Annotated in this window: 15 protein-coding genes; 10 read left to right on the forward strand and 5 right to left on the reverse strand. The window is 72.6% G+C overall.

Annotated features, from left to right (window positions below; all coding sequences use genetic code 11):
- Positions 1-70 precede the first annotated feature (70 nt).
- Positions 71-439, reverse strand: coding sequence for a hypothetical protein (locus ACFV0O_RS39370; protein WP_380349261.1), 369 nt, complete (start codon positions 437-439; stop codon positions 71-73).
- Positions 440-513: 74 nt separating this feature from the next.
- Between ACFV0O_RS39370 and ACFV0O_RS39375 the strand changes: the two genes are divergently transcribed.
- The 3 genes from ACFV0O_RS39375 to ACFV0O_RS39385 all read left to right on the forward strand — a co-directional run bounded on the left by ACFV0O_RS39375 (position 514) and on the right by ACFV0O_RS39385 (position 3,036).
- On the forward strand, positions 514-732 hold the full coding sequence (locus tag ACFV0O_RS39375; protein ID WP_380349263.1) for a hypothetical protein: 219 nt from the start codon (positions 514-516) through the stop codon (positions 730-732).
- Between the two features lie 77 nt (positions 733-809).
- Complete coding sequence (locus ACFV0O_RS39380) at positions 810-1,682, forward strand: DUF4253 domain-containing protein (protein ID WP_380349265.1); 873 nt, start codon at positions 810-812, stop codon at positions 1,680-1,682.
- 97 nt (positions 1,683-1,779) lie between these two features.
- Positions 1,780-3,036: an SLC13 family permease gene (locus ACFV0O_RS39385; RefSeq protein ID WP_380349287.1), complete on the forward strand. Its 1,257-nt coding sequence runs from the start codon at positions 1,780-1,782 to the stop codon at positions 3,034-3,036.
- Positions 3,037-3,075: 39 nt separating this feature from the next.
- On the opposite strand, the gene ACFV0O_RS39390 is transcribed toward ACFV0O_RS39385, so the two are convergent.
- Positions 3,076-4,875 (reverse strand): beta-galactosidase family protein, encoded by a 1,800-nt coding sequence (locus ACFV0O_RS39390; RefSeq protein ID WP_380349267.1) that lies wholly within the window; start codon positions 4,873-4,875, stop codon positions 3,076-3,078.
- A gap of 265 nt (positions 4,876-5,140) precedes the next feature.
- On the opposite strand from ACFV0O_RS39390, the gene ACFV0O_RS39395 reads away from it, so the two are divergent.
- Positions 5,141-15,877 (forward strand): LamG-like jellyroll fold domain-containing protein, encoded by a 10,737-nt coding sequence (locus ACFV0O_RS39395; RefSeq protein WP_380349269.1) that lies wholly within the window; start codon positions 5,141-5,143, stop codon positions 15,875-15,877.
- Between the two features lie 24 nt (positions 15,878-15,901).
- Positions 15,902-16,462, forward strand: coding sequence for a hypothetical protein (locus ACFV0O_RS39400; protein ID WP_380349271.1), 561 nt, complete (start codon positions 15,902-15,904; stop codon positions 16,460-16,462).
- A 224-nt stretch (positions 16,463-16,686) separates the two neighbouring features.
- Here the strand turns inward: ACFV0O_RS39400 and ACFV0O_RS39405 are convergent, their stop codons facing one another.
- Entirely contained in the window at positions 16,687-16,962 is a 276-nt protein-coding gene (locus ACFV0O_RS39405; RefSeq protein WP_380349273.1) for a hypothetical protein, read from the reverse strand.
- Positions 16,959-17,396, reverse strand: a complete 438-nt coding sequence (locus tag ACFV0O_RS39410) for an ATP-binding protein (RefSeq protein ID WP_380349275.1) — start codon at positions 17,394-17,396, stop codon at positions 16,959-16,961. The genes ACFV0O_RS39405 and ACFV0O_RS39410 overlap by 4 nt, the downstream gene beginning before the upstream one ends.
- Before the next feature lie 234 nt (positions 17,397-17,630).
- Between ACFV0O_RS39410 and ACFV0O_RS39415 the strand changes: the two genes are divergently transcribed.
- The 4 genes from ACFV0O_RS39415 (at position 17,631) to ACFV0O_RS39430 (ending at position 19,609) form a co-directional block, all read left to right on the forward strand.
- Positions 17,631-18,485: a helix-turn-helix domain-containing protein gene (locus ACFV0O_RS39415; RefSeq protein WP_380349277.1), complete on the forward strand. Its 855-nt coding sequence runs from the start codon at positions 17,631-17,633 to the stop codon at positions 18,483-18,485.
- Between the two features lie 33 nt (positions 18,486-18,518).
- The gene (locus tag ACFV0O_RS39420; RefSeq protein ID WP_380349290.1) at positions 18,519-18,722 is read left to right on the forward strand and encodes a DUF397 domain-containing protein; all 204 of its coding nucleotides are present in this window, start codon (positions 18,519-18,521) and stop codon (positions 18,720-18,722) included.
- 68 nt (positions 18,723-18,790) lie between these two features.
- A complete protein-coding gene (locus tag ACFV0O_RS39425; protein ID WP_380349279.1) occupies positions 18,791-19,081 on the forward strand; it encodes a DUF397 domain-containing protein in 291 nt (96 codons plus the stop codon).
- A 201-nt stretch (positions 19,082-19,282) separates the two neighbouring features.
- Complete coding sequence (locus tag ACFV0O_RS39430) at positions 19,283-19,609, forward strand: DUF1330 domain-containing protein (RefSeq protein WP_380349281.1); 327 nt, start codon at positions 19,283-19,285, stop codon at positions 19,607-19,609.
- Positions 19,610-19,616: 7 nt separating this feature from the next.
- Here ACFV0O_RS39430 and ACFV0O_RS39435 read toward each other — a convergent pair whose 3' ends face one another.
- Positions 19,617-20,570 carry an NAD-dependent epimerase/dehydratase family protein gene (locus tag ACFV0O_RS39435; RefSeq protein ID WP_380349283.1) on the reverse strand — a complete coding sequence of 318 codons (954 nt, stop codon included), beginning with the start codon at positions 20,568-20,570 and terminating at the stop codon, positions 19,617-19,619.
- Between the two features lie 147 nt (positions 20,571-20,717).
- Between ACFV0O_RS39435 and ACFV0O_RS39440 the strand changes: the two genes are divergently transcribed.
- A complete protein-coding gene (locus ACFV0O_RS39440; RefSeq protein WP_380349285.1) occupies positions 20,718-22,118 on the forward strand; it encodes an ALF repeat-containing protein in 1,401 nt (466 codons plus the stop codon).
- Positions 22,119-22,254 lie beyond the last annotated feature (136 nt).

Here is a 22,254-nt window from a genome sequence, read left to right on the forward strand (position 1 = left end):
GGGTGTGGGCCTCGCCGTCCCCGCTGCGCGCCGGGGCTGCGTCCCCGCCCCCCCCCCCTCACCCGGGGAGTCAGGCCCGCGGCCCGGCCGCCGTGTCCGCCCGCCACTCGTCGAGGTAGCGGAAGAACACGTCCAGGGGCGGCTCGTCCCCGGCGGCGTCCTCGACGGCCCGGGCCCAGCCCGGCACCAGCGACAGCCCCTTGGCCCGGTTCAGCCACTCCGGGAACGCCCCGACGGCAGGGGCGAATTCGAAGGGCTCGTCCACGCCGTGGGTGTCGAGCGCGACGCCGTACCCGATGAGCATCGCCTGCAAGTGCTGCAGGGACCCGCCGGGCAGCCACGCCCCGGGCCGGAGGCGGACCTGCGCCAGGAAGTCGTGCACGTCCCGGAACTCGGTGGGCGGCTGAGGCTTCGGCCCGGCCCCGTGATCAGCTGACATCCGCCCACCCTATGCCGCCGCCGGGCCCCGTAAACCGGTCGCGGCGGCTGAGGGACGTCTGGGACGATCGGCCGATGCGCGTGAAACTCGACGGGGTCACCCCGGTGCCACGGATGCTGCTGCTCCGGGACTTCCTGCTCCACTCCGACTTCCAGGTCGGACTGGACGAGCCGCTGTTCGTCGCGGCGGGCGACCGGCTCTCCTACGACAAGGGCGACGTCGTGGTGACCCGTCCCACCGGCGAGCAGCACCGGCACCGGGCGGGCCGGAGCCACTGGATCTGCAGCCGGTAGGCACGGGCCCCGGGCCCGTACGGTCGGCACCGCAGGGGGCAACGCCGTTGTCGGTGCCCGCTCCTACGGTGGGCGGCATGACGCAGCCCCTGGACCTCGCCGCCGCCCTCGCCCACCTGTCCGTGCCGCTGCCGCCCGGCCGCCTGGTGGGGGAGGACGGCAGGGAGCCGCTGCTGTGGATCACCGACGCCCCCGCCCCCGCCGGGCTGTGGGCGCAGCTGCACCGCGCGCACCAGCAGAGCGGGCTGTGGCCGCTGCTGCTCACCCCGCTGGACCGCACCGGCCCCGACTACCGGCCCTGGCTGTCGGGCGAGCTGTACCCGAGCGACGGCGGCGCCGCCGAGCTGTACGACCCGGCCGCGCTGCTGCGCGGCTGGTGGCAGTCGGGCGTCTCCGGCGAGGAGGGCGACCACGACGGCCGTGACGACGACGGGGACGACGACAAGGGTGACGACGACGCTGGGGACCACGACAACGGGGACGATGCGGAGATCGCCGAGGCCCTGGCCCCCTACGGCCTGACCTGGCCCGGTACCGCCCTTGCCGTCGACGTGCCCGACGGCGCGGCCGGCGCCGAGGCCCGCGGGCTGGCCGACGCGCTGCAGTCGGTCAAGGACGTGCGCCTGGGCCTGGTGCGGGCCGACAGCGGCGCCGAGGCGCTGGCGGTGTGCGGGTGGAGCGGGCCGACGAACCACGAGGACGACATCGCCAAGGTCGCCGCCGTGCTCGCCGACTGGGAGCGCCGCTTCGGCGCCCGGGTCGTCGACGTCGGCTTCGACACCCTGGAGCTGAGCGTCCCGGTGCCGCCCGCCACGCTCGCCGAGGCACTCCCGGTGGCCGCCGAGCACATCTCGCTCTGCCCCGACCTGGTCTTCCAGGGCACCGGCAGCCTCACCGAGTACGCCCGGGAGCTGGTGGGCGCCCACCAGTGGTCGTTCTGGTGGGACTGACCCGACCTGGGAGAATGGGGCGCCCGGCAGCCCGTCGGAGCCCGCCCGCATCCGGGCACCCGACCGGCCGAGCGCCCGAACACCCGAGGAGTACGCCCTGAACACCGCCTGGGCCGAAGTCCTGTCCGCAGGCCTGCTGGCCCTGGTCCTGGTCTGCGCCGTCGCCCGGCCCTGGGGGTGGCCGGAGGCCGCGGCCGCGGTGCCGGCGGCCGCCCTGCTGGTCGCGGCCGGCGCCGTCCCCCTCGACCACGCGACCGCCGAGGCCGCCCGGCTCGGGCCGGTGATCGGCTTCCTGGCCGCCGTCCTGGTGCTGGCGAAACTCTGCGACGACGAGGGGCTGTTCCGCGCCTGCGGGGCCTGGATAGCCCGCAGCGCGGCCGGGCGCCCGCGCCGGCTGCTGGCGCAGGTGTTCGCCGTCGCCTCGCTGGTGACGGCGGTGCTCAGCCTGGACGCCACCGTCGTGCTGCTCACCCCCGTCGTCCTGGCCACCGCCACCCGCCTGGGCGCCCGGCCCGCACCGCACCTGTACGCCTGCGCCCACCTGTCGAACACGGCCTCGCTGCTGCTGCCGGTGTCCAACCTGACCAACCTGCTCGCCTTCACCGCCAGCGGCCTGAGCTTCGGCCGCTTCGCCGCACTGATGGCCCTGCCGTGGCTGACGGCGGTCGGCGTCGAGTACCTGGTGCTGCGCCGCTTCTTCGCCGCCGACCTGGACGCCGGCGCGACCGCGCCGCCCGCCGGGGAGGCGCCCGAGATGCCACTGTTCGCCCTGGTCACGGTCGGCTGCACGCTCGCCGGGTTCGTCCTCACCTCGGCAACGGGCGTCGACCCGGTGTGGGCGGCCGCGGCCGGTGCCGCCGTGCTGGCCGTCCGCGCCCTGGCCCGCGGCCACGCCACGCCCGCCGGGGTGCTGCGCTCGGCGAACCCGCCGTTCCTGGCGTTCGTCCTCGCGCTCGGCGTCGTGGTGCGCGCCGTCGTCGACAACGGACTCGCCACCGGCCTGGCCCACCTCGTCCCGCACGGTACCGCGCTGCCCGCCCTGCTCGGCACGGCGGCGCTGGCGGCCGTCCTCGCCAACGTCATCAACAACCTGCCCGCCACACTCGCCCTGGTGCCGCTCGCGGCGCCGGCCGGGCCCGGCGCCGTCCTGGCGGTGCTGCTCGGCGTCAACATCGGCCCCAACCTGACCTACGCGGGCTCGCTGGCCACCCTGCTGTGGCGCAGCATCGTGCGCGAGCACGGCGTGCGCGTGGACCTGGGCCGGTTCACCCGCCTCGGCCTGCTCGCCGTCCCCGCGACCCTGGGCGTCGCCGTCGTGGCGCTGTGGGCGTCGCTGCGCCTGATCGGGACCTGACGGGCCCCGCCCGGGACGGGCCCGCCCGGGGCAGGCGTGTCAGTACTCGGAGCTCGGCGCCGCCGTGGTCGCCCCGAGGTCCGGCTCGTCCAGCAACTCCAGTGCCTCGCCGTGCCGTTCGAGCTCCAGCACGACCAGCTCGTTGCCGCCCGCCCGCCACAGCGGCGCCGGGGCGTACAGGGTGCGCTGCGGGCCGACGGCGGCGTAGCGGCCGAGCAGGAAGCCGTTGAGCCACAGCAGTCCGCGGCCCCAGCCGGGCAGGGCGACGAACGCGTCGGCGGGGGAGGGGAGTTCGGCGGCGAAGCGGTGGAACACCGGTTCGCCGTCCCGGGCCGGGGTGCCGGGCGTGCCCGGGGCGAAGCGCAGCGCGGACAGGTCGGTCAGCGGCAGCGGCCGGATCCGCCAGCCGAACAGCCGCTGGCCGCCGTGCGAGACGCCGCGGGTGATGCCCTTGCGGTCGTCCATGTTCGGGCCGTAGTTCACCCGGCCCAGTGCCTCGACCAGGATGTCCAGGGTGACGCCGTCGGAGCCGGTGGCCAGTTCCAGCGTCGCGCCGGGGTCGTTGCGGTCGAGGGTGCCCAGCGGGCGGCCGTCCGCGAACACCTGCGCCCGGTCGGCCACTCCGTCGACGCGCAGTGGCAGTGCGGGGCGCGGGCCGGGCACCCGGGTGCGGTAGTGGATCAGGCCCAGGGACTGCCCGAGCTGCTCCATGGGCAGCGGCGCGGCCCGTTCCACCGGCTGCGACAGCGCGTCCAGGCTCTCCAGCAGGGCCGCCCGGCCGTCCGCCCGCTCCAGGCGCTGCGGCGCCACCCGGGGTGCGGGGGAGGGCGGTTCGTCCTGCGGCAGCGGCAGGTACCGGCCGATGACCTCGCGCAGCGCGTGGAACTTCGCGGTCAGCTCGCCGGCCTCGCCGATCGGCGCGTCGTAGTCGTAGCTGGTGACGGTCGGCTCGTACCCGGCGTCCAGCGGGTGCGCGCCGGAGTGGTTGGCGCCCGACCACAGGCCGAAGTTGGTGCCGCCGTGGGCCATGTAGAGGCTGACGGAGGCGCCGGTGGCCAGCAGTTCGTCCAGCGAGTCGGCGGTCTCCTTCGCGTCGCGCACGTGGTGCGGCAGGCCCCACCGGTCGAACCAGCCGATCCAGAACTCCATGGCGGTCAGCGGCCCTTCGGGCTGGTGGCGGCGCAGCACCGCCAGCCGCTCGGGGGCGCGCGAGCCGAAGGTCACGGTGGCCAGGTGCCCGGGCAGGGCGCCGCCCTGCTGCATGGTGTCGTGGGCGCCGTCGGTGGTGAACAGCAGGCAGTCCACGCCGCGCCGCTCCAGCCCGTCGCGCAGGTGGCGCAGGTACGCGGTGTCGTCGCCGTAACTGCCGTACTCGTTCTCCACCTGCACCGCGACCACCGGCCCGCCCCGGCTCGCCAGCAGCGGCAGCAGCTCGGGCACCAGCGCATCGAACCAGCCGTCCACCTCCGCCAGGTACGCCGGGTCCGCGCAGCGCAGCCGCAGCCCCTCCAACGCCAGCAGCCGGGCCGGCAGGCCGCCGCCCTCCCACTCCGCGCAGATGTACGGCCCGGGGCGCAGGACCACGTCCAGCCCCATGCCGCCGGCCAGCCGCACGAACCGGGCCACGTCCCGCCAGCCGGTGAAGTCGACCCGGCCGTCGGGCAGTTCGTGGAAGTTCCACGGCACGTAGGTGTCCACCGTGTTCACCCCCAGCGCCCGCACCCGCCGCAGCCGGTCCTCCCACAGGTCGGGGTGGATCCGGAAGTAGTGCAGTGCCCCGGCCACCACCCGGTGCGCCACCCCGTCCCGCACGAACCCGTCCGCGTCGTACCCGAGCATGCGCACACCCGCCTTCCGGCCTGGAGAACCCGTCCCCGCCGAGCCTAACCGGGCGGGGCGGCCCGGGTTCGATCACTCGCGGTGCCCGGTTCCCTTCCTTCCGTGTTTTTCCGGGATCCGGAACGTGATCTTGTGCACACAAGGCCATTTGTCTCTTTATCTGCCTACTGACGGTCAGATATACCTGCTGCCGTTTCACACACCGTCATCTGACCGTCTGATGGGTTTTCGAGTGCTGCGCCGTCCCCTGGCAATCCTGCTGGCCATGACCATGGTCGTCCTCGGAACAGCGGAAGGCTCGGCCGCCGCCGAGACCCTGCTGCGCCGGGCCGCCGACACCGCACCCGCAGACCCCGGCCCGCACCCCAGGCAGCAACAGGGCAGCGCCGACGGCCACGGCCACGCCGCCACCACCGGCGCCACCAGCGCGAAGGACGGCTCCGGGCACCCCGGCGCGGCCCCCGCCCCCGGCGAACTGCCCGAGGACAAGCCCGCCGCGCCCACCCAGAGCGTCGTGCCGCCCCAGACCACCCAGCTGCCCCCCACCGACGCCAAGGTCACCGACAAGCCCGTCGCCAAGCCCGCCGGCAAGGTCGACCCGGCCAACAGCTTCGACCCCGCCACCAGCAGGGAACTCCCCGAAAAGCGCACCGAGCAGCAACGGACCTTCCAGAACGCCGACGGGACCTTCACCACCCGCACCTACGCCGAGCCGGTCAACTTCCGCCGCACCGACGGCTCCTGGGCCGCCATCGACACCACCCTGATGCCCGCCGGTACCGCCACCGCCGGCCGCGCCGCCCCCACCCAGAACGGCTGGACCACCACCTCCACCGAGCAGCAGCTCAAGCTCGGCCTCACCGCCGACGCCGACCCGCTGGTCCAGCTCCAGCTCGCCGACGGCATCTCCGCCGGCTACAGCCTCCAAGGCGCCGCCCCCGTCCAGGGCACCACGCAGGGCAGCACCATCACCTACACCGACGCCCGCCCCAAGGCCGACGTCACCATCCTCGCCGGGAGCTCCTCGTTCAAGGAGAACCTGGTCCTCAAGGACGCCACCGCGCCCACCGAGTGGGTCTTCCCGCTGCGCCTGCAGGGCGTCACCGCCTCCCTGGACACCGACGGCTCCGTCCACTTCACCGACGCCGCCGGCACCCTGCGCGGACGCATGCCCGCCGGCTGGATGCAGGACTCCGCCTTCACGCCCAACACCGAGGAAGGCGTGATCACCGGCGGCGTCACCTACGAACTCGTCCAGCTCCCCGCCGGAGGCCAGGCCCTCAAGGTCAAGCTCGACGAGGCCTGGCTGCACGCCCCCGAGCGCGTCTACCCGGTCAAGGTCGACCCGTCGGTCTCCTCCGTCCGCGCGCTGGAGACCACCTACGCCTACTCCGGCCACGAGCAGGACTTCTCCGGCGACACCGTCCTCAAAGCCGGCACCAACAACGGCGGCAAGAACCAGGCCACCTCGTTCGTCAAGTTCACCGGCATCGAGGACTCCCTCAGCAACGCCACCATCCTCAGCGCCCGCCTGAGCCTGTACAACGCCTGGTCCTACAGCTGCACCCCGCGCACCGTCACCATCCACCAGGTCACCTCCTGGTGGTCGCCCGGCGGGGTGCGGGCCTCGTCCGCGCCCTCCACCGGCCCCGCCCTGGCCGCCCCCTCCTTCGCCCACGGCTGGCGCCCCAGCGCCTCCAGCGCCTGGGCCTGCCCCGAAGCCTGGGAGTCGATCGACCTCGGCGCCGACGGCCGCGACCTGGTCAACTCCTGGACCCACCACTGGACCGCGAACTACGGCCTGGCCGTCAAGACCGACGTCTGGGACAACTACTCCTGGAAGCAGTTCGGCAGCGCCAACATGTCCGGCGGCCAGCCGTCCCTGGACGTCACCTGGTCCCGCTACGGCGCCAACTACGAACTCTGGGGCCTGCAGCAGCCGGTGACCGCCACCCAGGACGGCATCGTGCGCCTGCGCGTGTGGAACCGCGGCATGGACACCTGGACCCCCACCGGCAACTACAAGATGTCGTACCTCCTGTACGACCAGTGGGGCAACAACATCACCAACTACGGCAGCAACGTCGCCTGGACGGCCATGCCCAATGACGTCCCCCCGGGCGGCAGCGCCGTGGTCGACGCGCACATCCGCGCCCTGCCGCAGGGCGCGTACACCGTCGCGTTCACCATGGACCAGTACCAGGTCAGCAACTTCTGGGTCGACGCCTACGTGCCGCCGATCAGCATCCAGATCTCCTCCGTCAACGTCCCCCCGCACATGACCCGCCTCGCCCCGCCCTCCGGCACGGTCGTCTACCAGCTCCAGCCCACCCTCACCGCCGAGGGCGAGGACCCCGACCGGGCCCCGGTGCCCACCGTGGACTACCGGTTCGAGGTCTGCCGGGTCGTGGGCGGCGACGCCCGCGTCGACTGCCACCAGTCCTCCTGGCACCAGCCGTCGACGTTCGTCGTGCCCGCGGGATGGCTGACCTGGAACGAGCAGTACGCCTGGTACGCGGAGGTCGGCGACGGCGTCGCCTCCAGCCCGCAGACCCAGGCCTCCTACATCCGCACCGTCCTGCCCCAGCCGAGCCAGTACACCGCCGCCGCCGACGCCGGACGCAGCGTCAACACCGCGGCCGGCAACTACACCACCGCCGCCACCGACGCCGCCCTGCCCGTCGTCGGCCCCGAGCTGTCCGTCACCCGCAGCTACAACTCCCTCGACCCGCGCACCGACGGAGCCTTCGGCGCCGGCTGGTCCACCCCCTGGGACATGCGCATCCAGGTCGAATCCAGCAACTGGCTCACCCTGCCCGGCAACGTCCTGGTCACCGCCGCCAACGGCTCGCGCACCCGCTTCGGCTGGGACCCGGGCAAGAACGCCTACGTGCCCGGTGCCGGCACGGCCGCCGACCTGCGCAAGACCGGCGACGGCGGCTGGACGCTCACCGACCGCGCCGGCAAGGTCCACACCTTCGGCGCCGACGGCAAGCTCACCCGCATCACCGACACCGCCGGCCACACCCAGGACCTCGTCTACGCCTCCGGCCACCCCGTCCAGGTCAAGGACACCGCCTCCGGCCGCTCCCTGACCCTCACCTGGACCGGCAACCACGTCACCTCCGTGACCGTCGCCGGCACCCCCGGCGGCTGGGCCTACCAGTACGACGGCGACCGCCTCACCAAGGCCTGCCCGCCCGGCGCCGACCCCGCCGCCCCCACCGGCTGCACCCGCTACGACTACGGCACCGGCCCGCGGTACCGCACCGCCGTCCGCGACGCCGGCCCCTCCGGCTACTGGCGCCTCGGCCAGACCGACAGCAGCTCCCTCCCCAACGACGCCCAGGTCAGCGACCGCGCCCCGGCCGACGCCCGGGACGTCACCTGGGGCACCGACGGCCCGCTCGGCGCCGCCAGCCAGGCCCTCACCTTCAACGGCCGCTCCACCAGCTACGTCGAACTGCCCAACCGCGCCATCAGCGCCTCCGTCAACCGCAGCGTCGAACTGTGGTTCCGCACGGCCGCGCCCGGCGTGATCCTCAGCTACCAGAACCGCGCCATGGGCGAAGCCCCGTACAACGTCGTCCCGGCCCTGTACGTCGGCACCGACAACAAGCTGCGCGGCAAGTTCAACAGCCCCGGCGCCCCCGTCACCAGCACCCAGGACGTCACCGACAACACCTGGCACCACGTCGTGCTGGCCGGCGCCCGCGACAACACCGCGCTGTTCCTCGACGGCCGGCTCGTCGGCACCACCCCCGGCGACATCGACCACCTCAACATGGACCGCGCCTACCTCGGCGGCGGCTACACCGGAAACTGGGCCGGCAACTGGCCCGCCAGCAACGGCACCTGGTCCTGGTTCACCGGCCGGATCGCCGAAACCGCGATCTACGACCACCCGCTCACCGAGCAGACCGTCGCCGACCACTACGCCCTGCGCACCGGCAGCGCCCAGCTCACCAAGACCACCCTGCCCACCGGCCGCACCGGCGCCCAGGTCACCTACGACGCCACCACCGAACGCGTCACCAAGGTCACCGACGCCGCCGGCGGCGACTGGAAGATCTCCGAACCCACCTACAGCGGCGGCTCCTTCCTCTACAGCAACGCCGTCAAGGCCTCCGACCCGGCCGCCTACTGGCGCCTGGGCGAGCGCGACGGAGCCACCGCCGCCAGCGAGGTCGGCAACGGCCTGGCCGGCACCTACGGCGACGCCGTCACCAAGAAGGCCCCCGGCGTCTTCGCCCCCACCGACGACACCGCCGCCCGCTTCGACGGCTCCGCCAAGTCCCAGATCGAGATCCCCCAGGACGTCCTGCACGCCAAGACCGAACTCGCCGTCGAACTCTGGTTCAACACCACCACCCCCGGCGTGCTGCTCGGCGACCAGAGCCGCGCCATCGACGACCCCAACGGCATCGGCGGCACCTGGACCCCGGTCATGTACATCGGCACCGACGGCAAACTGCGCAACCGCTTCTACGGCAACACCGACACCACCCTCGCCTCCCCGAACACCGTCACCGACGGCACCTGGCACCACGCCGTCTTCTCCGTCCAAGGCACCACCCAGACCATCTACCTCGACGGCCAGGTCGTCGGCGTCCAGAACGGCACCGTCGACCACCAGCAGAACAGCCACACCTACATCGGCGCCGGCTTCGCCCGCTCCTGGCCCGCCGCCCCCGGCGACACCAGCCACTTCACCGGCACCATCGACGAAGTCGCCCTCTACCAGCACCCGCTCGGCGACCGCGACGTCGTCGCCCACTACCGCGCCCGCAGCGCCCAGGTCGCCGGCCAGGGCACCGGCTACCGCGGCTCCGTCGTCGCCGACTCGCCCGGCGGTTACTGGCGCCTGGACGAGACCGCCGGCACCACCGCCGCCAGCGAGGTCGCCGCCATCAAGGGCAACGGCACCTACGCCCCCGCCGCCAAACCCGGCACCACCGGCGTGTTCGGCCCCGGCGACGGCCACGCCGCCGAACTCAACGGCACCAACACCTCCTACGTCGAGGTACCCGCCCAGATCCTGCGCGCCCAGACCGACCTCGCCGCCGAACTCTGGTTCCGCACCGGCGGCACCGGCATCCTCCTCGACCAGGCCAACAACACCAGCGGCAACACCGTGCCCGTCCTCTACGTCGGCACCGACGGCAAGCTGCGCGGCATGTTCTTCGGCGCCACCAACGGCCCGATCACCACGACCGGCACCGTCACCGACGGCTCCTGGCACCACGCCGTGATCAGCGCCGCCCAGGGCACCCAGTCGCTCTACTTGGACGGCACCCTCGTCGGCACCGCCTCCGGCACCGTCAACCACCTCGACATGGACCGCGTCATCCTCGGCGGCGGCTACCTCGGCAACTGGCCCGCCGGCAACGGCGGATGGTCCTGGACGACCGGCCAGATCGACGAAGTCGCCCTCTACCAGCACCCACTGAGCGCCGACCGCGTCGCCGCCCACTACCAGGCACGCTCCGCCTCCTCCGCCACCGAACTCGCCGCCCGCGTCACCCTCACCGACCCCGTCGGCAGCACCAGCACCGACATCCACGACGCCACCCGCGGCAACCGGCTCATCTCCCGCACCGACGAAGCCGGCAACACCACCAGCTACACCTACGACACCGGCGGCTTCGTCCACACCGTCACCGACCCCAACGGGCACTCCACCGTCAGCGGCCAGGACGCCCGCGGCAACACCGTCTCCCTCACCACCTGCCGCGACGTCAACTCCTGCTGGACCTCCTACACCAGCTACTTCCTCAACAAGGACGACCCGCGCGACCCGCGCAACGACAAACCCACCGAGACCCGCGACGCCCGCTCCGCCGGGCCCGCCGACACCACCTACCGCACCACCGTCGCCTACAACACCCTCGGCCTGCCCGAATCCACCACCCGCCCCGACGGCCGCACCACCCGCACCGGCTACACCACCGGCACCGAACCCGCCTACAGCGGCGGCACCACCCCCGCCGGCCTGCTCGCCAGCGAGACCACCGCCACCGGAGCCGTCACCACCTACGCCTACTACTCCACCGGCGACCTGGCCCGCACCACCGCACCCAGCGGACTCACCCTCACCTACGGCTACGACACCGCCGGCCGCAAGACCTGGACCACCGAGACCTCCGACACCCAGCCCGCCGGCGTCACCACCACCTACGCGTACGACCAACTCGGCCGCCAGACCGCCCAGACCGGCCCCAAGGTCACCGACGCCGTCACCGGCGACACCCACCAGACCAAGACCACCGTCACCTTCGACGCCGACGGCCGCCCCACCGCCACCACCACCGCCGACATCGCCGGCCTCGACGGCACCCGCACCGCCACCAGCAGCTACGACAGCGCCGGCCGCGTGCAGAGCGACACCGACCCGATGGGCGGCACCACCGGCTACGAGTACGACGCGCTCAGCCGCCGCACCACCGTCACCGACCCGCTCGGCCAGGTCACCACGTTCACCTACACCCCGCGCAGCCAGCCCGCGACCACCGTCGTCAAGGGCTGGAGCGGCGACGGCAAGGGCGTGCGCGACCTCACGGTCGAATCCCGCGCCTACGACCCCGCCGGCCGTCTCGCCTCCCTCACCGACGCCATGGGCGCCGTCACCGGCTACACCTACTACGACGACGGCCTGCCCGCCACCACGACCGCCCAGAACGTCACCCAGACCGACGGCAGCACCCGCCCCGTCGTCCTGGAAGCCGACGAGTACGACGGCGCCGGCCACCTCGTGAAGCAGACCACCGGCGGCGGACGCACCACCACCGTGCGCACCATCGACCCCTCCGGACGCGTCACCCAGACCGTCCTCGACCCGGCCGGCCTGGCCCGCACCACCACCCTCGGCTACGACGCCGCCGACCGCGTCACCACCAGCACCCTCAAGGTCAGCGACACCGAGAACAGCGTCCAGACCAGCACCTACGACACCGCCGGCCGCCTGACCCTCAGCCGGCTCGCCTCCTCCACCGGCGGCCCCACCGCCGTCAGCACCTTCAGCTACGACCAGCGCGGCCTGCTCACCGCCGCCACCTCCCCCAACGGCAACGCCCCCGGCGCCGACCCGGCCGCCTACACCGCCACCTACCAGTACGACGTCCTCGGCCGACAGACCACCGCCACCGCCCCGCCCGTCGCCGCCGAATCCGGCGGCGCGGCCGCCACCACCGTCCGCCCGACCACCACCACCGGCTACAACGCCTTCGGCGAAGCGACCTCCGCCAAGGACCCGCTCGGCCAGGTCGCAAAGGTGGCCGTCGACCCGCTCGGCCGTGTCACCGAAACCCGGCTGCCCTCCTACACCCCGCCCGGCTCCACCACCGCGCTCACCCCGGTCAGCCGCGTCGAGTACGACAAGCTCTCCCGCGTCACCGCCACCACCGACCCGGCCGGGCGGCGCACCACCTTCGGCTACGACCGCCTGAGCCACCAGGTCCAGCGCGTCGACCCCAACTCCGTGGGCAGCCTCCAGCCCCCGGTGGACGACAACCCGCCCACCTGGGCCGCCACCTGGACCCCCACCGGGCTCCAGCTGTCCGCCACCGACCCGCTCGGCGCCCGCACCGAGGCCACCTACGACCAGCTCGGCCGCACCCTCACCGCCACCACCGTCGAACGCCAGCCCACCCCCCAGAACCTGACCACCACATTCACCTGGGACGACGCCGGCAACCTCACCAACCTCACCACCCCGGCCGGCAACACCAGCAGCGCCACCTACAACCCCGCCGGCCAGGTACTCACCAGCACCGACCCGCTCGGACGCGTCAGCAAGGCCGCCTACGACGGCCTCGGCCGCACCGTGCGCACCACCGCCCCGCTCGGCGAATCCGCGCGCACCCGCTACGACGCCCTCGGCAACCCCGCCGCCACCGACGACCTCGACCCGGCCGGCACCGTGCTGCGCACCACCACCGCCGGCTACGACCTGGAAGGGCGGACGCTCACCACGACCAGCCCGGCCACCGGCGCCGTCACCAGCACCGCCTACGACGCGCTCGGCCGCCCGGTCAAGCTCACCGAACCGGTGGCCGCCGGCCAGAGCATCACCACCACCTTCGGCTACGACGCCGCCGGCCACCGCACCCGTCTGACCGACGGCAAGGGCAACACCACCGTCTACACCGTCAACACCTGGGGCCTTCCCGAGTCCACCGTCGAGCCGGCCACGACCGCCCACCCGGCTGCCGCCGACCGCACCTGGACCACCGCCTACGACGTGGCCGGCCAAGCGGTGCGCAGCACCGAACCGGGCGGCGTGGTGCGCACCAGCACCTACGACCCGCTCGGACGCCTGGTGCGCGAGAGCGGCACCGGCGCGGAGGCCGACACCGCCGACCGGGAACTGGCCTACGACAAGGCCGGGCGCCTGATCCGGAACAACTCCCCGGCCCTGAACGGCCAGAACTACGCGTACAACGACCGCGGCCTGCTCATCAAGGCCGGCGCCGACCTGACGGCGCCCGCCCAGACCTGGGAGTACGACGCCGACGGGCGCCTCACCAGGCGCAGGGACCAGGACACCGGCCTGACCGTCTTCGGCTACAAGGCCGACGGCCAGCTCGACTGGTCCAGCAACCCCAAGCTGAACATCAAGAACTGGTACGGCTACGACGGCGACGGCCGCCCGAGCAGGCAGTGGTACATCCAGGCCGACCCGGTCGACTTCACCAAGGACCAGGTCAAGTCCGAGCGGCGCCTGAGCTACGACGGCCTCGGCCGCCTGGCCGGCGACCAGCTGCTGGCCGTCGGCGGCGCGGGCACCCCGCTGGCCGGCACCGCCTACGAGTACGACCTCGACAACCGCCTGACCCGCAAGACCGTCAGCGGCGCCGCCACCGACCCGGTCAAGGACAACCGCTACGGCTACGACCTGGCCGACCGCCTCACCTCCTGGACCGCCGACGGCACCAGCACCGCCTACACGTGGGACGCCGCCGGCAACCGCACCGGGAACGGCACCGCCACCGCCACCTACGACGAGCGCAACCGCCTGCTGTCGGACGGCACCAGCAGCTACCGCTACACCGCCCGCGGCACCCTCGCCGCCGTCACCACCGGAACCACGCAGGACACCCTCGCCGACGACGCCTTCGGCCGCCTGATCACCGAAGGCACCACCGGCTACACCTACGACGGCCTCGACCGCGTCGCCAGCCGGGGCGCCGCCCGCTTCAGCTACGACGGCGGCTCCAACGACCTCACCGGCGACGGCACCTGGACCTACGCCCGCGACACCGCCGGCAACCTCCTCGGCGCCGCCAACGCCACCAGCAGCGTGCGCCTGCGCACCGACCAGCACACCGACGTCACCGCGACCCTCGACACCAACGGCACCAGCGTCACCGGCGCCACCACCTACGACCCCTTCGGCAAGCCCACCGCCACCAGCGGCACCGGCACCAGCCTCGGCTACCAGAGCGGCTGGACCGACCCCACCAGCGGCGACGTCAACATGGCCGCCCGCTGGTACCGCCCCGGCACCGGAGGGTTCACCAGCCGCGACTCCTACCTCCTGGACCCGACGTCCTCCGCCCGCGCCAACCGCTACACCTACGCCAACGGCAGCCCGCTGAACGGCACCGACCCGACGGGCCACGAGGTACCCAAGGGCGGCGCCGGCGGCGGAGGCGGCGGCGTCGGTGGCGCCGGCAGGCCCGCGCCCGGCCCCGTCGCCGGCGAGCGGGCACCGGCCAACAACGGCAACCAGGGCGTCCAGTTCGGGGAGGGCAGGTTCGACGGCACCGTCACCATCAAGCCGGGCCAGACCGCGGGCAAGCCCCGGGCCTCCCAGGCCTACGCCGACGAGGTCAACTCGTACACCGGCAAGGCCCCGACCAACAACCGGTACACCTCGGCCTACACCAACCCGTCGGGCTACGTGGGGTACTACGGGGCGTCGGCGGACGGCTCCTACGACCTCAGCGAGTACTACCAGGAACAGTGGGACGTCCGGCACCGCTCGCGGCCCACCCCCGAGTCCTCGTCCTCCTCCTCGTCCTCCTCACCGGAGGAGCCGACCGGCCAGCCGGTCGAGGAGGAGTGGAAGCCCGTGGGACGCGGCCGCCCCCAGTCGTCGGGCGGCCGCTGCACCACCTGCCGCCGCCCCACCGCACCCGTGCGCCCCGCGGTCTTCCACCCGGAGCCCCCCAAGCCCCTGTTCGACAAGACCCACGCCGCCGTCGAACGCCCCGCACCCAAGCTCGACTGGACCCCGCCGGACCCCAACCAGGCCCCCACCGTCATCGCGGCCTCCTACAGCTCCGCGAACCTCTCCGCGATGCTGACGGTCCAGCCGAACGTCACCCCGACCGTCGTCGCGGCCGCCCCCGGCCCCCAGCCGGACCAGAGCACCGCACCCGACCCGAACGGGAACAGGGCGCCCAGTTGCTTGAACCACCGGCCCGCGAACGCGGTGGACGACGGTGGCAACGAGGGAGGATGGATCGACTACTGGGCGACGGAAGACGTGGTCAACCCCAACGCGACTCCGGGTTCACCGGCCGTGGCGCGTCCCACAGGTGCCCACGCTTGCCTGACCGGAACTCCGAAGGGCAGCCGCGGAACCCATGCGGGCGGGAACATCACCGGCTGGGGGGAGGCTCAGAACATTGCGGTCAAGGGCGGATTCCCTCTCCTTGACAACCCGTTGGCGCGCTGCCACTTCATCGCTCGCGAGTTCGGGGGGAGCGGGACGGACGAGCGAAACCTGGCTCCGTGCTTCCAGAAGGGAACGAACACGGGGCACTACGGAAGCTTCCGCGAGTTCGAGAAGCATGTCGGGGACGTCATGCGGGAGGGGCAGATCGTCGATTACACCGTGATTCCCCTCTACCACACGTCTGCCAGCACGATTCCCTACGGGTTCTCCCTGGCCGCATACAGCCAATTCCGAAAGGGCGTGCCTGACATGATGGAGTACACCTACGTGGACAATGCCCGCCTCAATGACCGAAATCAGGCGATCAGCCTGGGAAACTGACCACCTCGGACCATTGGATGGAACATGAGCATGGAACTTGAACGCCTGTCCCGGATGCTCGGTGAGCCGACGCAACGGCCGGCCGTAACGCCGTGGGAGCGGTCCGTCGGGGAGGTCGGATTCATGTTCCCGTCTGACTACCGGGAGTTCGTGGATCGCTACGGAGGCGTGCGGATCAACGGCGAGCTCTCCGTTCCGGTGCCGACTCTGCGTTCCTACGGTGGTGGGTCGATCGTTGGCTTCCCGGGCTTCGTGCGGAGGACCACGGACGGCATCGCTGCAGAACTGGCCGCCGACGAGGACTGCCCGTATCCCGTTCACCCCGAGCCTGGCGGTCTGCTTTCCTGGGGTTCTAACCTCAACGCGGACCAGTTCTTCTGGCTGACCGAGGGCGACGACCCCGATGCCTGGCCGGTGGTGGCGTTCTACCGGAGCCTAGAGGAGTGGGACCGATTCGACGGCGGCTTTACGGCTTTCCTCCTCGCCGTTCTCGACGGTACATACGCCTATGCGGACGAGGTCGCGCCGCGTAGTCCCGACGAGCCGCTATGGCAGTTCCACGGCGACTGGAACTGGGTGGAGTAGCCATGGGTCGCGGCCGCTTACTGACGCCGTGGGCGCCCGGGGTGGTGGTCACCCCGGGCCGTCCACCGGCAGGCCCTTCAGTAGCGGACGCGGGGGTTCACGCCCGAGGTGCCCCGACATCAGCAGGCTTTCCGTCCCCCCCCCGCCGGGGGGCCCCGGGGGGGCGGGGGGGGGGCCGGGGGGGGGGTGGGGGTGGTGTTGGGGGGGGGCGGCCCCGGGGGCGTTCAGGCTTGGTGAGTGGTGATGGTGATCGGGTGGGCCGTCCAGTCGGTCATGCTGCCGACGTAGAGGGTGGTGCTCCAGCTGCCGTCCTGGGCGAGGCGGCGGGCGACGCCCTGGCCGCCGCCGGGGCCGATGCAGATCCGGATGAAGTCCCGGTGGGCCTCGCGGACGGGGAGCCTGCGGACGTGCTCCCACAGGACGGGCAGGGCCACGTCGAGGCTGGGGAAGAGGATGGGCGGCATGATGCCGGTGATCGCGGCCCGGATGACGGTGGTCACGCGGCGGCCCCCTCGGGGGTGACGAGGCACCAGACGAACTTGCCGATGCCGCCCTCGCGCGGCGAACAGCCCCAGCTGCGGGCCAACTCGTGGACGAGGAGCAGGCCCCGGCCGGTCTCGGCACAGACGGGGGCGTCGCGGAGGGTGGGCTTCTCGCTGTCGGCGTCGTGCACCTCGATGCGGAGGGTGTCGTCCGCGGCGAGGTGGAAGCGGACGTGGATCAGGCGGTCGCGCGGGACGCGGGTGTGCTGGACGGCGTTGGTGACCAGCTCGCTGACGAGCAACTCGCCGGTCGGGAGGAGGAGTTCCCCGACGGCGAAGGGGGCGAGGAAGTCGCGGAGCCGCTGCCGGGCGACCCCGGGGGAGGTCGGACGCCGGGGCAGCCGGCAGGTCCTCTCGGTGGGGGAGGGGGAGGGGGAATCGGGTGCAGGCATGGCGGAGCCACCTCCGGAGTGTGCGGGGTGAAGACGGCCGAGGAAAGCATGGGAATGCCCGGGTGATGAGCCCGCCATGATCACGCTGTGTGGCAGTGCTCACTACTCCAGGTAGCATGCACCTGTGGTGGTGCAACCTGCAAGCGGTACTTCTGCAACGATGCAGGTGTGGCTACGCTGGATTGACGAATCGTCACAAGGCAGACTGGGTTCGTCAGGTGAGAGGACTTGCGCATGGCCGATGAACCGAAGCCGACCGTCCGTGCCCGCCGACTCGGCTCGGAGCTTCGCCGCCTTCGCGAAGCCGTGAACAAGGGGACGGAGGACGCGGCGCAGGCCCTCGCCTGCTCCCGCGCCAAGATCAGCCGCATAGAGACCGGCGCGTCCGGCGTTCGCCGACTGGACCTCGGGATCCTGCTGGACCTGTACGGGGTGACCGGCAAGGAGCGCGATGGTCTTGAGGGGTTGGCGAGGGACAGCAAGAAGCGCGGATGGTGGCACGACTACGGCGACACGATTCCCTCGGCCTACGTCGATGTCCTCGGGCTGGAGGACGATGCCCGGTACATCCGCATGTGGCAGACCATGGTCGTTCCCGGCCTGCTGCAGACGAAGGGCTATGCCAGAGCGCTACTGGAAGCCAATCCGGCTGCAGTGCGACCGGAGCGCATCGATCAGCTGGTCGAGATCCGGATGGAGCGAAAGGAAGTCCTCGCGAAGCCGGATCCGGCCCGGTTCTGGGCGATCATCTGGGAGCCTGCGCTCACGTGTCCGGTGGGAGGGGCGGAGGTTCACAGGGAGCAGCTGGAGCACTTGACGAAGATGGCGCAGCTTCCCAACGTCACCTTGCAGGTAGTGCCGTTGGGCGTCGGCGCGACTGCAGGGGCGTGTGGTGCCTTTGTGATGTACGGCTTCTCCGACTCGCCTACCGCCGGAGCCGTGTTTCTGGAGACACTGACGAGCAGCCACTATCTGGAACAGCAGGGCGAACTGGATGGCTACGGGTTGGTCTTCGAGTACTTGCGATCTGCTGCTCTCAACCCCAAGGAGTCGCTGGATATGATCGCGGCCATCGCTGCGGCGACATGACGATGAGACCAGAAGAGGTGTGAGCACGTGACTGTGCCGGAGAGCGGCGCTCGGGGTTGGTACAAGAGCAGCTACAGCGCCCAGGCGAACGAGTGCGTGGAGGTCCGGCGGCCGGTGCCGAGCGGCACGGCTGTCCGGGACTCGAAGGATCCGAGTGGTCCGACCCTCCGGTTCACCGCAGAGGCGTGGGCTGCCTTCGTCGGCGGCGTGAAGGCCGGAGAGCTCGCGGACGGGTAGACAGGTCTCGGCAGGAATGTTCGGGTGCGGTGGTAGCTGTGCCACCGTCGGCCATCGGAGGGTGGGACATGCTCGCATCGGACCTCGGCAACGTTCTGTGGCGCAAGAGCAGTTACAGCGGGCAGGGCGGCGATTGCATCGAAGTGGCAGAGCTTCCAACAGCGGTCGCTGGCGATGAGTGGCAGAAGAGCAGCTACAGCGCCCAGGCGAACGATTGCGTGGAGGTCCGGCAGTCGGTGCTGAGTGGCACGGCAGTCCGTGACTCGAAGGACCCGCACGGGCCGGCCCTGCTCTTCCCGGCCAATGCCTGGTCCTCGTTCCTCGCGGGGGTCAAGGATGGGGAGTTTCCGGCGGGCTGAGCAACGGGGGTGCCCCGCACGGGCTGTGGCCGTGCGGGGCTTCCGGCTGCCACGCCGGGGGTAGGACGAGGGTTACCGAGCCGCTCGCCGGCCTCGTACGTAGGGCCTACCGATACGTGACGGATTCGGCCGCCGCCACCCCCGTCCTACTGTCGGGGACGTCAGACGGAAACGCCCGCGACGAGCCCTCAGGAGCACACCATGACCGCCTACGCGATCGCCCAGGTCCACTCGGTCGAGTTCGGCCCCGACATCGTCGAGTACCTGGAGCGCATCGACGCCACCCTCGACCCCTTCGGCGGCCGTTTCATCGTCCACGGCGGCCCGTCCGAGACGGTGGAGGGCCGCTGGGGCGCGGGCGGCACGATCGTCATCGAGTTCCCCGACATCGAACGGGCCCGCGCCTGGTGGGACTCGCCCGCCTACCGGGAGATCCTGCCGCTGCGCACCCGGCACATGGCCGCCGACATCATCCTTGTCGAGGGTGTGCCGGCCGGTTACCGGGGGGCGGACTCGCTCAGGCACTGACCTCCCGTCAGGATCCCAGCCGCTCGCGCCACCAGGCGACCGTCGCCGTGACCTGCTCCTCCAGCGGGGTCGCCCGGACCGCGAGCGCCGTCTCGTAGGCGGTGGAGTCCATGACGAACGGGCGGTCGAACTGGTAGCGGGTCTCGCGCAGTTCGCGCAGCAGCGGGGAGAACAGCCCGGCGGCGGCGAGCAGGGCGGGGGGCAGGCGGCGGACCGTGACCGGGGCGGTGCCGGCCTCGGCGGCCAGGCGCTCGACCATCGCGCGCACCGGTATGGCGGGGGCGGTGGGCACGTGCCAGGCCCGGCCCCAGGCCCGCTCGTCGCCCGCGACCTCGGCCAACGCCCGTGCCACGTCCGGCAGGTAGGTCCAGCTGTGCGGGGCGTCCGGGTCGCCGAGCACCGCGATCGACCGGCCCTTGAGCAGGCCGGGCAGCACCCGGGAGGCCAGGTGGCCGCTGTCGGTGACGCCGGGGCCGAAGAAGTCCGAGGCGCGGACCTCCACGGCCCGGATCCGTCCGGCCTGGTGCAGCACCCGGGCCTGTTCCCAGGCGGCCGCTCGGACCCGGCCCTTGGGGCCGGTCGCGGCGAGCGGCAGGTCCTCGGTCATCGGGCGGGACGGATCGGCCTGCGGCCCGTAGCCGTACAGGTTGCCGAGCATGACGAGCACTGCGCCGCTCTCCTCGGCCGCCGCGCACAACGAGGAGGCCAGGGCGGGCCAGTGGGTGGTCCACTGCGGCAGCGGTGGTGCGGCGCAGCCGTGGATGGCGGTGGCGCCGCGCGCGGCCAGGGCGAGGGCCGCGGGGTCGCTCGCGTCGACGGCGAGGTGTTCGACGCCTTCGACGGGCTGGTGGGCGGGGGCTCCGGAGCGGGTGGCGACCCTGACCTCCTGGCCCTGGCCGGCCAGTAGGCGGGCGGTGGCGGCCCCGGCGGGCCCGTGTCCGACGACGAGATGGAAGCTCACCGGCCCCACCCTATCCACGGCCCGGGCGGGGCAACGCGGCGGTGGGGAGGTGCTGTTGAGGGTCTGGATTTATTTGGTATGGGAATCGTAAAAGACGATCTATGCTGTCCGGGTTCCTGGTCCTCACGCGAAGTAAGGTCTGCTGCATTGAAGCTGCCCCGGGTGTCCGCCGTCGTCGCGGCCGCCGTCCTGGCCCCCGCCGTCCTCTTCCCCTCTGCGGCCTCCGCGGCCCCGCAGCCGGCCGGTGTCTCGGGCCCTGACACCGCCTCCGGTTCCGCGCCCGACACCGCCGCCGGGGACCCCACCGGGGAGACGGCGAAGGACACGGGCAAGGACCCGGCCAAGGACACCGCCAAGGACACCGGCGTCACCGACCAGGAGAAGCAGGACCGCGCCGAGATCCAGCGCATCTTGGCGGACCCGGAGACCGGGCGTGGAGTACGCGAGGCCGCCGAGAAGGCGCTCAAGGGCACCGCCGCCGACCTGCGGCACTTCCTGACGGTCGAGCTCGACCAGCAGCGGAAGACCGACAACCGGGTGAGGGTCTTCCAGATCCTCGGCACCGGCGGTCCGGCCGTGCAGAAGGCCGCCAAGGCCGCCCTCAACGGCACCGACGAGGACATCGCCGCGTTCCTGAAGACCGGTCAGTACGTCGCCCGCGCCGAGGACCAGGACCGCGCCGAGGTCGAGCGCATCCTGGCAGACAAGGACAGCGGGCCCGGTGTGCGCGAGGCGGCCGCGAAGGCGCTCAAGGGCACCGCCGCCGACCTGCGGCACTTCCTGGAGGTCGACCTGGCCAAGCAGCGGGGCGACGACAACCGGGTCAAGGTCAGCCAGATCATGGCCTCCGGCGGCCGGGCCGTGCGCGAGGCCGCCAACAAGGCGATGGACGGCGACGACGCGGCGATCCTGAAGTTCCTCACCGAGGGCTGGCCCGCCGCCCAGGCCGAGGACGACCGGGTCGCGATCCTGGTCATCCTCGCGAACAAGGAGACCGGCCGTCACACCGCCGAGGGCGCCCAGAAGGCCCTCAACGGCACCGCCGCCGACCTGCGGACGTTCCTGGAGGTCGAACTCCCGAAGCTGCGCGCCGACGACAACCGGATCAAGGTCTCCCAGCTCGCCGAGAACGGTGGGCCGGCCGTGCGCAAGGCCGCCAGGGCCGCCCTGGAGGGCAGCGACGCGGACATCACGGCCTTCCTCACGGACGGCTGGGCCAAGGCCCGCGCCGAGGACGAGGCCGCCGCGGCGGCCTCCGGCACCGGCACCTCCGGACAGGGCGCCGGACAGCAGGGCACCGGGCAGCAGGGCCAGGGCGCGCAGCAGCCGCAGACCGTCCAGCCCGCCGGCTTCTCCGAGACCACCACGACCGGTACCACTGGCACCACCGGCACGGGCGCCGGGATCACCGTCGTCGGCTCGGGCTCCGGTGCGCTCGCCGCGACCGGCACCGACGGGATCGGCTGGGAGGCCGGCGGTGCCGCCGCGGCCTTGGCCGCGGGCGCGGCGCTGGTCGCGCTCTCCCGCCGCCGCTCCGCCGAGGACTGACGTTCCCTCGCGGCCCCCGGCGACCCCCCCGACCACGGGGCGCGGGCCGGGGCGCCGTGCGGGAGGCCGGGCGCGCGCGCGGGCGCCCGCCGGGCGGGGCGACCAGGGGGCGGACCGGGGGGCGAGCCGGGCCCGC

The sequence above is a fragment of the Kitasatospora sp. NPDC059577 genome (genome assembly GCF_042735475.1).
In the GTDB taxonomy this organism is placed as follows: Bacteria; Actinomycetota; Actinomycetes; order Streptomycetales; family Streptomycetaceae; genus Kitasatospora.

What these genes read in the sequence shown, in the direction of transcription:
- ACFV0O_RS39395 (WP_380349269.1), top strand. Translation starts at nt 5,141, where the DNA reads ATGACCATGGTCGTCCTCGGAACAGCGGAAGGCTCGGCCGCCGCCGAG.
- ACFV0O_RS39400 (WP_380349271.1), top strand. Translation starts at nt 15,902, where the DNA reads ATGAGCATGGAACTTGAACGCCTGTCCCGGATGCTCGGTGAGCCGACG.
- ACFV0O_RS39370 (WP_380349261.1), bottom strand. Translation starts at nt 439, where the DNA reads ATGTCAGCTGATCACGGGGCCGGGCCGAAGCCTCAGCCGCCCACCGAG.
- ACFV0O_RS39430 (WP_380349281.1), top strand. Translation starts at nt 19,283, where the DNA reads ATGACCGCCTACGCGATCGCCCAGGTCCACTCGGTCGAGTTCGGCCCC.
- ACFV0O_RS39380 (WP_380349265.1), top strand. Translation starts at nt 810, where the DNA reads ATGACGCAGCCCCTGGACCTCGCCGCCGCCCTCGCCCACCTGTCCGTG.
- ACFV0O_RS39425 (WP_380349279.1), top strand. Translation starts at nt 18,791, where the DNA reads ATGCTCGCATCGGACCTCGGCAACGTTCTGTGGCGCAAGAGCAGTTAC.
- ACFV0O_RS39410 (WP_380349275.1), bottom strand. Translation starts at nt 17,396, where the DNA reads ATGCCTGCACCCGATTCCCCCTCCCCCTCCCCCACCGAGAGGACCTGC.
- ACFV0O_RS39415 (WP_380349277.1), top strand. Translation starts at nt 17,631, where the DNA reads ATGGCCGATGAACCGAAGCCGACCGTCCGTGCCCGCCGACTCGGCTCG.
- ACFV0O_RS39375 (WP_380349263.1), top strand. Translation starts at nt 514, where the DNA reads ATGCGCGTGAAACTCGACGGGGTCACCCCGGTGCCACGGATGCTGCTG.
- ACFV0O_RS39390 (WP_380349267.1), bottom strand. Translation starts at nt 4,875, where the DNA reads ATGCTCGGGTACGACGCGGACGGGTTCGTGCGGGACGGGGTGGCGCAC.